This is a genomic window from Stutzerimonas xanthomarina DSM 18231 (assembly GCF_900129835.1).
In the GTDB taxonomy this organism is placed as follows: domain Bacteria; phylum Pseudomonadota; class Gammaproteobacteria; order Pseudomonadales; family Pseudomonadaceae; genus Stutzerimonas; species Stutzerimonas xanthomarina.
This window is the reverse complement of sequence record NZ_FQXA01000003.1, coordinates 148,862-159,841: the sequence shown is the minus strand read 5'-3', so window position 1 is coordinate 159,841 and position 10,980 is coordinate 148,862. Positions and strand designations below refer to the sequence as shown.

Genomic DNA, 10,980 nt, shown 5'->3' with positions numbered 1-10,980 from the left:
TAGGAGCCAGCTTGCTGGCGAATCCGGGATGTTCAGCGGCGCACAACCTTCCCGTGCGCGCTCGCGCCTACGGACACTCGGTCGGCTCGCCGGCTCTGGTTGGCATCACGCTTTCGGCGCTCCAAATTGCCGGAGGGTGCGCCTGATGCCTGCCTTCCGCTACACCGGCCGTAATGCCCAGGGCGTCAAGATCAGCGGAGCGCTCGAAGGCACCAGCGCTGATTCCGTCGCCGGCGAATTGCTGTCGCGGCAAATCACTCCGCTGACCATCGAGGCCAGCGAGAGCCAGACGGGCAGTGGCGATGCGTTGGCGGTGCTGCGCGAAAAGCTGCGGCGCAAGCGCGTTGATCTGGATGAGCTGATCATCTTCAGTCGCCAGATGTACAGCCTGAGCAAGGCTGGCGTGCCGATCATCCGCGCCATTGGCGGTCTGGCCGAGTCGAACCGAAACCTGTTTTTCCGGCAGATCCTGCAAGACGTGCGCGCCAGCCTGGAAAGCGGACAATCGATGGCCGTGGCGCTGAACGCCCACCCCAAGGTGTTCAACAACCTGTTCGTCAGCATGGTCAGCGTCGGCGAGAACACCGGCCAGCTTGATCAGGCCTTCAAGCAGCTGTCGGCCTACCTCGAGCTGGAGCGCGAAACCCGCAAGCGCATCAAGCAGGCGACTCGTTATCCCATCTTTGTCATGGTCGCCATGGGCGTCGCGCTGGCAGTGATCAACCTCCTGGTGATCCCGGCGTTTGCCAAGGTTTTCGCCCAGTTCCACGCCCAGTTGCCCTGGGCCACCCGCGTGCTGATCGGCACCTCCAACTTCATGCGCGATTATTGGTGGCTGTTGCTGCTGGGCATCGTTGGCGGGCTTTACGCCTTCTTCAAATGGATCGAGACCGATGCCGGACGACTCCAATGGGACCGCATCAAATTGCGCCTGCCCATTGTCGGCTGCATCTTCGAACGCATCGCTCTGGCGCGTTTCACCCGGACCTTCGCGATGATGTACCGCGCCGGCGTGCCGTTGCTGCAGACCCTCTCGATCAACAGCGCCAGCGTCGGCAACCAGCATATTGGCCAGGCGATTCTCGGCATCCGCGAAAGCGTCGAACGCGGCGAAGCACTGACCCGCTCGGCCCACAACTCTGGCCTATTCACTCCACTGGTCCTGCAGATGATGGCCGTGGGCGAAGAAACCGGCGCGCTGGACGACCTTTTTATTGAAGTGGCTGATTTCTACGAACAGGAAGTCGACTACGACCTCAAGCAACTGGCGGACGCCATCGAGCCCATTCTTATCGTTTGTATGGGCGTGATGGTGCTGGTACTGGCACTCGGTGTGTTTTTGCCGATGTGGGATCTCGCCTCGGCTGCAAGGGGAGGGACGTAACCGACGAAACCACAGGCGCTGCGACTGCCGTTCCGTTTGGCCGGCTGTTTGCAATGCTGTGCTTTCACTTGGTTAGTGCCAATTCCCTGGCGCATGTGGATCAGCGAGGCGCCCGCTGCACGGGGCATTGACGCACCACCGGCGGCCGATCAGGCAATAACAGGTTCACGAAGCCGGACGGATTCATGAACCTGAACTTAAACCCGTCCCGGCCGGAGAACTGGCCATATGGATAGACGCAACCGAGGAGCAAGGCAATGAAAAAACAGAACGGATTTACCCTGATTGAGTTGGTGGTGGTCATCGCCATTCTCGGCATCCTGGCGGCGGTTGCGCTGCCGCGGTTTATGAATGCGACGAAGGATGCGCATCGCTCCGCAGTCGCAGGTACTACGGGGGCACTATCCGCCGCCGTCTTGCTGGCTCGTGCCCAATTCGAAATAAACCGTGGCGGTGGCACGCTGGGATGTGAAACCGATAACTGTCAGCAAAACGTCCGCGGCTTCGGCAACGGCGACATCGATGTCAACGCCAATGGCTGGGCGATCGGGGCCGGAAGGACCGATGGCGCGGGCGCAACCGTCAACCTGACGGCCGCACATTGCGTGCAGGTTTTCGAAGGCGTTTTGCAAGGTACCGCTCCGGTGGTTTCCGAAACCGCTGGTGACAACGTCCAGTACGTTGCGGCCAGTGGCACCGGTACAGCTGCAAACGGCTGCCGTTTTACCTACCAGCCCGATGGTGGGGATGACGTCATTACCTACAACGCCGATCTTGGCGAAGTGACATACACGTTCAATTAAACAACCGGTTAACAAACCAATAGCAAGGTGCAGTTATGAAAAAGCAACAAAGTGGTTTCACCATGATTGAACTGATTATGGTGATTGTGATTTTGGGGATTCTGGCGGCATTTGCGTTGCCGCGGTTTGCGGACTTCGGGGGCGATGCTCGTAGAGCTAGTCTCGAAGCCGCTCAAGGAGCAGTTCGTTCAGCTAGTGCTATCGTCCATTCAGCAGCGTTGGCACAAAACCTTACAGCCGCAAGCGGAGAATTGGTCACGCTAGAGGGAGCGGATATCAACCTAGCCTTCGGATATATTGCGGGGAATGTAGCTGACGTAACCGCCGCTGCCCAATTGAGCAATGACTATACCGTCGCGCTTAATGGAACGAACGTGGACGTTACGCTTGGCACATGTAGCTTCAGCTATACGCCAGCAACATCCGCAATAAGTGGTGTCACAATAGGCAATATTGTTGACACGGACGCCACCGCCCCTGGTTGTTAATTCGATGTTGGGCGGGTGCAACCCGCTGAATCCTGGCGGCTTGCACAACGGTTGTAAGCACTCCGGAGGCGCAACTCGCGGGCTCATCACCCGGCGGGTTTCATCCGCCCTACGTTATGGCTGGCCTTAGCTTGTGTTTGAACAAGAGCTTCATATGAAATACCAACGCGGCTTCACCATCGTCGAGCTAGTCATGACCATCGTGATTATGGGCATTCTAGCCGCTGTGGTGGGGCCGCGTTTTTTCGACAGAAAGGTTTACGACGAGCGCTTGTTCTTTGAAGAAACAATTGCGGCGGTGCGTTATGCGCAAAAGTTTGCAATTGCCAGCGGGTGTGCCGTTCAAGTATCTCTCCATGACCGCGGTTATAACTTGTTAAAAGAACGCAACTGCGACTCGCTAGCCGAGCCGCCTGATTTCTGCTCAAACGATGAACTCCGTATTGTTTGCGAAATAAAGACATTAGCCGGGAATGTTTATGAAGGCATGAACATAAACGAAGTCAGCGTAGGGGAGCGTGGCTTCCCGCTTTATTTTGACTCTTTAGGCAGACCCAAACGGGCAGCTGATTTGGAATGTGAACAGGTGGCTGGATCAATTCCTGCCGGTTGCGCCACCATCGGTGCGTTCACCTTTAGCGTGACCGCCGAAACCGGGCTGGTGCAATGAAGCACCAGCGTGGCATGACGCTTGTCGAGCTGGTGATCACCATCGTGATCATCGGTATCGCAGCCGCAGCGCTGTTCACTGCCATGGCCTCGATAACGGCACATTCTGCCGATCCGCTGCTGCGCCAGCAGAGCCTGGCGATTGCCGAGGCATATCTGGAAGAAATCGAGTTGCAGGCGTTTACCACGCAAGCGAACGCCGCGTGTAGCCCGGTGCGTGCCTGTTTCAACGACGTTCGCGACTACGCGGGCTTATCTGAGGCGCCGCATGATGCCGTCGGTACCGCGATTGCTGACTTGGCAGCCTATAACGTCGCTGTTTCGGTGAACGGCCCAGACGCTTGGAGCGGCGTTCAGGCCCTGCGTATTGACGTAGGCGTAACCGATCCGGCTGGCGCCACATTGCAGCTGAGCGGCTATCGCACCTGCTACGGCGAAACGGACGCCTCGGGGGCAAGCCTATGCCCCTGAAATCGCGTGGCTTCACCCTGGTGGAGCTGGTTATGGTCATCGCACTGGCCGGCCTGGTGGCTGTGATGATTTCAACGGTGGTGGGTCGGCCAATGGAAAGCTTCATGGCGCAGAGTCGTCGTGCCGAGCTGGTAGACCTTGGTGCTGGCGCTATGCAGCGTATGGTGCGCGATGTGCGGCTCGCAGTGCCCAACTCGCTGAGGGTTGCAGCGGACGGCCAAGCCTTCGAGTTGCTGCTAATTCATAGCGCAGCGCGCTACAGGCCCAATCGCAACGACAGCGATGGGCTGCGCTTTGGCGAGGCCGCGACCAATTGCGGGAGCACCACAGCTGATAGTTCCTGTGATTCCTTGCAGGTCCTGACGCCTTCGCTCGATCTGTCCGGTGCACGCTGGCTGGTGCTCTATAACGTTGGCGCGCAATCGGGCACGACTCCTGTTGTAGGGGCAAATCTCTGGGCGGGCGGTAACCCCGGCGTGATCACGCCGACCGGCACGACCTTTACGCTGCGCAGCGGTGCGCCGACGAACGAGTCTCTCATCGCCCTCGGCAACCTGCCCAGCGGTGGCTTTCGTTTCGCCTTCGCTTCGCCGCAGCGACGCCTGTATCTGGCTGAGCGTGTGGTGGGTTATCGCTGCCAGAATGGGCAGTTGATGCGCTACAGCTATCACCAACTGCTGGCGAGCCTGCCTTCGTCACCGCCGCCCGGGTCCGTGCCCCAATTACTTGCCAGTGATGTCAGCCAGTGCGAGTTCAGCTACCGAGCCGGCACAGCGCAGCGCGGTGGACTGCTGAGCCTCTCGCTTGGCATGACCCAGGCTGGCGAAACCCTTCGGTTGAATCAGCAGGTCCATGTAAACAATGTCCCTTGATCGCCCCTTCCCTCGACGCTCAGCCGGCTTCGGGCTGGTCGCGGCGCTGTTTCTGATGGTGATCGTAACGCTGATCATCCTAACGATGGCTCGACTGTCGACAGCCCAACACGGGACTTTTAGCCTCGCCATTCAACAGACTCGTGCCTATCAGGCAGCTAACGCTGGACTCGAGTGGGGAATAGCGCGAGCGCTCGAAACCGGCGTTTGCGATCCGAACGCCTCTCCGCCGCTTAACGGCAGTGGTCTTGATGGCTTCTTGCTGCGCGTCGAATGCGACTGGGATGATTACCCTGAAGCCGACGGAGGAAGCCTTACCTTGTATCGCCTCGTTGCGACGGCACAAAACGGACAGCCTGGCGCGAAGCCGGACTACGCCTACCGACAACTGAGTGCCGTGGTGGAAAGGAAGCCCTGATGAAGAGAGCCGTGCGTAACGTCATGCTCGCCTTTTTCGCCCTGGTTTGCTCTGGGCTGGCTTGGAGCGCGGACCTGGGAATCTGCTCAGAGAACTTCCCTGACGGCGTGCAGAGTCACAGCCGTGGTCAGATCTCTTTTGACGGCTTCGCCCAATTGCAAGGTAGTCCTGATGGTTTGCTACATGCCGGGACAATCTACCGACATTGGCTTTGGTCGTTGTTTGCACCAACCTGTACGACGAAGCAGTGCCAAGCCAGCGGCACTAACGGCCCGTCGCAGTCGGCAGGCAGTTTTCCAAGTTTTGTAGGTCAGAAGAATGTGCTTGTTAGTCCAAACCGGGAAGAGCGGCTGGATGCTGATTCGAGCAATCGCTATGGAGCCTGGGATATTAAGAGGCGTGGGCGCTTGGCTATCAGCAGTAACGGCCAAAAAATTTATATCGAAGAGGTGCGGATGGCGGATGACGCCATTCTTGAACTTTCGGCTGGCGACTATTGGATCGGGTCGATCAATACCGGCAAGGCTTCGCAGATCCAGGTCATTGGCAACGGAAGGGTACGACTGTTCGTTCGTGACCCGGCTAACTTTGGCGAACGCGCATTGCTTAATTCACCTGCGAACGAAAGCACCGGGGCTCCGAGCAAGCTTTTCTTCTACGGCTACAAGAGTATCGGTTTTGGTGCTAACTCGACCATTAGCGGTTACTTATACGGTGAGCAAAACGTCACACTTGACGATACGTCATCGCTGTACGGCGGCGTGACGGCTGAGAACATTTCACTGGGTTCGAACGCAACCGTTGTGTATGTGGCGCCAACGGGTAGCTGTACCAAGCCCGCTGAACTTCGATTGAGCTGGTTGCTTGACGAAGGGAGTTGGACCGGAGCACTCGGCGAGGTCAAGGATGCGTCAGGAAACGGACTTGCGGGTAGGTCAGTAAATGGTGCTACGACCGACTATGCCGAGCCTGCATTAAAAGAAGAAGGTAGTCTTGGTACCTGTGGCTATGGGCGTTTCCGATCTGTTTCAAAACAATATGTTCAAACGCCTCACACTGATCTGCTGACGCTGCAAGATAGTTTCACGATCGGGTTATGGGTTAAGCCCAGAAGCCGCCCTTCTACCGATCTCATGTCGATACTTTCGAAAGATGAAAACTACGAATTTCATCTGAACCCCGACGGTACGGTGAACTGGTGGTGGCAGACGACCGGGCCGACTTCGACGGTTCATTTCAACAGCGAAAAAGAGCTCGAAATCGGAGCCTGGAATCATGTTCTGATCCGCTACACGCCGGGCGATCAGCGAATCTTCATTAATGGTGCAGAGGCTGGGAAAGCGACGTTTTCTGGAACACCGGTAGCCAATACCGATCCGTTGCAATTGGGATGGGACCAGCTGGCTGGGCGGTACTTCGATGGTGAGCTGGATGAACTCCGTATTTATGACGGCGCTCTCAGCGATAGTGAAATTGCCGTGCTGGCCGTTGAACGACACGCTTGCTCGCGTCGGCTCCAATGTTTCGGCGATACCTTCGATGACGCGCTCAGTAACGATTGGGTAGCGTCCAGCCGTGGCAGGACGGCGTTCACTCCAGCTGTTTACGACGAGCGCCTCCGGTTGACCAGTAACGCTACTAACGTAGCTACGGCCACAGCTCTTCAAAGACTATTCCCCGCACAGGGAAACTTCATTCAGGTCGAGTTCGATTATTACGGTTACAACGGCAGCGGTGCCGATGGCATAGCGGTCATCCTGTCCGATGCTACTCAGACCCCTCAGCCGGGTGGTTTCGGTGGCTCACTAGGGTATGCGCAACTCAACGACAACGCGAATAAGGTCAGCGGTTTTGCGGGCGGATGGCTTGGGATTGCTCTAGACGAGTACGGAAATTTCTCTACCCGGGGTGAAGGGCGCGAGGGGGGGCGAACCGATCGAATCCCAGACTCAGTAAGCATGAGGGGCGCGGGCAATGGGCTCGTTGGCTACCGTTACCTGGCCGGCACGGAAAGCTCGCTCCGCCTGGGCGTTGACGATGCCAAGAGTAAACGTGCAGCGCCTGGGCATCGGTATAGGATTACCGTCGATGCACGGAATGAAGGCCAGGCACTAGTTACGGTTGAACGCAAAACGGACTCGGGCTTCGAAGTGCTGCCCAACCTGAACAAGTACAACGTTATGGCTAGTGTGAACGGCCAGCCGCCGATGCCGGATCGGTTCTTTTTGTCGTTTACGGGCTCCACTGGCGCGTCGACCAACATCCACGAAATCGACAACCTGAATGTCTGTGCGACTGAAATTGAGGCCATCGGCCAGCAGATTCATCATTTCGACTTGCGCTATTCGCCAACTTCGCTGACCTGCAATCCGCAGGAGGTGGCGGTGACTGCCTGCCTGAATGCTGACTGCTCACAGGTCTACAGCGAAGCTGTAACGGCGACTCTTACGGCCGAAGATGCAGTATGGAAAGGCGGTAACCAGCTGAGTTTTTCCGGCGGGACTGCAAAAGCTATGGTTCAAGTAACCCGCCCCGGGGATGCGACAATTGGGGTCGGCGGATCTACACCCCCGGCTTTGTCCTTCGGCGAAACCACCTGCTCCACGGTTGGGTGCAAACTGGTAGGGGTGGAGAGCGGGTTTATCGTCGACGTACCGACGCTCATCGCCAACCGTCCTCAATCCAATGTCTGGTTACGTGCCGTAAAGGCCGATGCAAAGGACCCGCAGAAGTGCGTGGCTGGGTTTGGCGGCGGGAGCAAAAGTATCGGTTTTAATGCCACCTACGATTCGCCGAGTACCGGTAGCCGGGCGGTTAGCATCAACGACACGCCGATCAGTACGACGCCAACTGGTTCGGCAACCGAGTTCACGCCGCTGACGTTGAAGTTCAATGCCGAGGCCACAGCGCCTTTGACAGTCAGCTATTCCGATGCGGGGCGGATAAACTTCAACGTCCGGTATGCGCCCACCGAGGGAGATGAGCGCGGGCTGGTCATGGTGGCGACAGATCAGTTCGTCAGCAAACCGTACGGAATCCACATCGAGACCGATATCGACAAGCGCCCAGCGAACAAGCGCTGCAATGGAGCGACGATCGATGAATGTCGAGAAGTCTTCATCGCCGCTGGAGAGCCGTTTCCGGTGCGCTTCCGGGCGGTAGGGTGGGACGGCTCCGACAGCGAGCCGCGGACAGCACAAGCGCTGGTGGATAACATCACCACGCCCAACTTCGCACTGAGTGCCGCGAACGGTGCGTTCACGTTAGAGCAGACGCTGATGGCGCCAGCCGACGGCGATCTCGGGGCCCTTAGCGTGACGTCCTATAACCATGCACCAGGCGAAATGACTACTGTGGCGGCACAAAGCATTTCCGAGGTCGGGATCTTCCAGCTCACTGCCAGGCCGAACCAAGGCGTCAGTTACCTCGGTGAGTCCGTCGAAGGGGGAGTCAGCAATTTCATTGGTCGTCTTATCCCTGCTCGTCTTGGGGTAGTTGCGGCTGCCAGTCTTGCTCCAAGTTGCGGCGCATTCAGCTATCAGGGGCAACCTATCGACTTCGCCTCGGGTCTTGAGCCACAGGTGACGGTGACTGGTTACAGCAGCGCCGGGTCGGTCACGAAGAACTATGATCGCGAACCGTTCTGGCGGCTGGGCTCGCCGACCCGTGAGGCTTATCGATCAATCGTCGGCAAGAGCGCGCTGGATGATCGTCTGATAACACAGGGTTCTCCAGCTGCGCTAATCGAAGGTATCAACGATGGTAATGGTTCACGGAAGTTTCGTTGGTCCGGCGAGCAGCTTATCTACGAACCGGGTCCCGCGCCTTCGCCAGATGATCTTCCCTTCGTTGCTGTCGTGGAACAGACACTCCCGACAGAAGGCCTAACGGATCTGGATGGAGCCTGTCACTCGACGGCTGGCTTTGGTTGTCAGCCATACACTTACAAGTTTACGCAGAGTCCTGGCAGCGAAATTCGACTTGGTCGGCTATCACTCGGCAACGCTCACGGTTCGGAACTGCAGGGGCTGGATTTGCCGATAACTATCGAAACTTGGCAGGCACATGGAGCGGCCTCAGGCTTCAGGCCGGAGAGCGATCAATGCACAGTTTCTGCAACGGTAGGCGAGCCTTCACTGCAGACATTCAGCGGTGATCTTTCGCAGGGGGAAACCTTGGCGACGGTGAGCATGCTGGTTAGCGGCAACGGCGCCCTGGGGCTGAGTGCGCCGGGACAGGGCAATCAGGGCAGCGTCAAGGTTGCGCTGCCATTGATGCCCGAATGGCTTAAATACGATTGGGTCGGCGGAGGAAGAGAATCTGCAACTGGGCTGGCAAGCTTTGGCATATACCGCGGTTCGCCACCACTGATCTTCCGGCGCGAAGTCTATCGCTAGCGACGCCGAAGGGCTGCTGTTGCCGCCCTTCGGCTGAGAGATAAAAGAGGGAATCCCTGGCCTGCCTGTACCAGGGTCCCCAAAACTGGTTACCTGGGTTATTGCAGAGGGCGTGCCAAACATGGGAGCGTTTGCGATCGGTCACACTCAGAACCAGTCCCCAGGTTTTGCTGAGTGCCCTAGGTTGCAGTGGCTATGCGGGTTTCAGTGGGTTTTCAGATAACCGGGTGGAGACGCCTCCAAGCGCTACGCCTGATGCCTGAAGCGGGCCGCGGCGATTTATGTACTGGCTACGGATGAGACTTTGCGCTTGCTCAGGGGGCACACCCTAGCCGACGTGCCCACCTTTAGCGCAGTTCAGTTCTGTTCCGGCCAGACCCGCAGCGGTGCGCCTTCTGCGGGCCAGAAGCGCAGTTGATCGATCTTGGAAACGTCCCAGCGTTCAATCTGCGAGAGCAATTCGAGGAAGTGCTGTTCCTGCTTCATGATGTGTTCGGCGCACATCTTGCGCGTGCTGCCGATTTCGCTGAAGCGCAGCTTTTGGTCGTCTAGCTGGTAGCTGGCGAACCAGTGGTTACAACCGGCGTTGCCGTAGGCGCGGTCGTCGCTAAAGGTCAGCGAGACAGGGTTACGGCCTACCACGGGCTCGTCGCCGATCCATTCGGCGATATAGGTGACTTCGTTCTGCAGGGTCAGGGGTTCTACCGAGCAGCCCGCTACGGGCAAGAAGGCCAAGCTGGCCAGCAGGGCTTTTTTCATGGCTTTGCCCTCTGGCAGGCTGGGCAGAGGTGTCGGCCGGCGTCGTTCTTCCAGCCCAGTTCGGCGATCCGCGCGTCTGCCGCTGGCGCGCGGGCCGCTTCGCCCTTGGCGGCGTCCACAGCGAACTCGAAATCCAGCTGTTTGCCGCAGCTGTCGCAGTCGACCTGCCAGTTGATGATCGCCAGTTCCTTGAACACCGGCCCGTTCGCCACGGCCATCCACTGGCCTGGCGGGTTGATCAGGTGGCGAACCTTGTCGACGGTCAGGCGCTGGGAGAGGTCTCGGCTGCCTTTGAGGGTAACGATCAGGACGTCACCGGCGCGCACGTTGCCGCCGTTGCCGGTGACCTGATAACGGCCCGGTGCCAGGGCGCGGCATTCGGTGAGGGTGTGTCCGGGATTGAGCAGGGTGTAGCGGAAATCGTGTTCGGCCATGACTCGCGATCGATTTGGAAGGAGAAGAGAGTTGCGATGGAGGCAATGCTAGCACGGCGGCGGTGCTTAAGGCGGGTCAGGGGCCGGGGTGGGTTAGCCGCACCTTATCTGTGCGGGCGATGATCATGCATTCATCGTCGATGCTTGAAGGCTGGCAGACGTTTCGCTCGGACGTGGTGCTAGGCGTTTGAGGCAAAGCCGTTAGAGGCTAGATCAGCGGCTCGGCGCCGCTCGCCTCCGCCAAGGGGAGAGGGGCACCGCCCGCAGCCGTTGTGGTTGTGCTCG

At 58.3% G+C, this 10,980-nt stretch carries 10 protein-coding genes; 8 read left to right on the top strand and 2 right to left on the bottom strand.

What is annotated here, in order from left to right:
- Positions 1-145: 145 nt before the first annotated feature.
- The 8 genes from BUE09_RS08690 to BUE09_RS08655 all read left to right on the top strand — a co-directional run bounded on the left by BUE09_RS08690 (position 146) and on the right by BUE09_RS08655 (position 9,502).
- Positions 146-1,384 carry a type II secretion system F family protein gene (locus tag BUE09_RS08690; protein ID WP_073300623.1) on the top strand — a complete coding sequence of 413 codons (1,239 nt, stop codon included), beginning with the start codon at positions 146-148 and terminating at the stop codon, positions 1,382-1,384.
- Positions 1,385-1,641: 257 nt separating this feature from the next.
- Positions 1,642-2,187 carry a prepilin-type N-terminal cleavage/methylation domain-containing protein gene (locus tag BUE09_RS20750; RefSeq protein WP_073300622.1) on the top strand — a complete coding sequence of 182 codons (546 nt, stop codon included), beginning with the start codon at positions 1,642-1,644 and terminating at the stop codon, positions 2,185-2,187.
- A 35-nt stretch (positions 2,188-2,222) separates the two neighbouring features.
- Complete coding sequence (locus BUE09_RS20745) at positions 2,223-2,675, top strand: type II secretion system protein (protein ID WP_073300621.1); 453 nt, start codon at positions 2,223-2,225, stop codon at positions 2,673-2,675.
- Between the two features lie 154 nt (positions 2,676-2,829).
- A complete protein-coding gene (locus BUE09_RS08675) occupies positions 2,830-3,345 on the top strand; it encodes a pilus assembly FimT family protein (RefSeq protein WP_073300620.1) in 516 nt (171 codons plus the stop codon).
- A complete protein-coding gene (locus tag BUE09_RS08670; protein WP_073300619.1) occupies positions 3,342-3,815 on the top strand; it encodes a prepilin-type N-terminal cleavage/methylation domain-containing protein in 474 nt (157 codons plus the stop codon). Before BUE09_RS08675 ends, BUE09_RS08670 begins: the two co-directional genes overlap by 4 nt.
- Positions 3,806-4,687, top strand: a complete 882-nt coding sequence (locus BUE09_RS08665; protein ID WP_083380707.1) for a PilW family protein — start codon at positions 3,806-3,808, stop codon at positions 4,685-4,687. Before BUE09_RS08670 ends, BUE09_RS08665 begins: the two co-directional genes overlap by 10 nt.
- Positions 4,677-5,105: a pilus assembly PilX family protein gene (locus BUE09_RS08660; RefSeq protein WP_073300618.1), complete on the top strand. Its 429-nt coding sequence runs from the start codon at positions 4,677-4,679 to the stop codon at positions 5,103-5,105. The genes BUE09_RS08665 and BUE09_RS08660 overlap by 11 nt, the downstream gene beginning before the upstream one ends.
- Positions 5,105-9,502: a DUF6701 domain-containing protein gene (locus BUE09_RS08655; RefSeq protein ID WP_073300617.1), complete on the top strand. Its 4,398-nt coding sequence runs from the start codon at positions 5,105-5,107 to the stop codon at positions 9,500-9,502. The genes BUE09_RS08660 and BUE09_RS08655 overlap by 1 nt, the downstream gene beginning before the upstream one ends.
- A gap of 357 nt (positions 9,503-9,859) precedes the next feature.
- On the opposite strand, the gene BUE09_RS08650 is transcribed toward BUE09_RS08655, so the two are convergent.
- Entirely contained in the window at positions 9,860-10,261 is a 402-nt protein-coding gene (locus BUE09_RS08650; protein ID WP_073300616.1) for an META domain-containing protein, read from the bottom strand.
- Positions 10,258-10,695, bottom strand: a complete 438-nt coding sequence (locus tag BUE09_RS08645; RefSeq protein WP_073300615.1) for a hypothetical protein — start codon at positions 10,693-10,695, stop codon at positions 10,258-10,260. The genes BUE09_RS08650 and BUE09_RS08645 overlap by 4 nt, the downstream gene beginning before the upstream one ends.
- Positions 10,696-10,980: the final 285 nt, after the last annotated feature.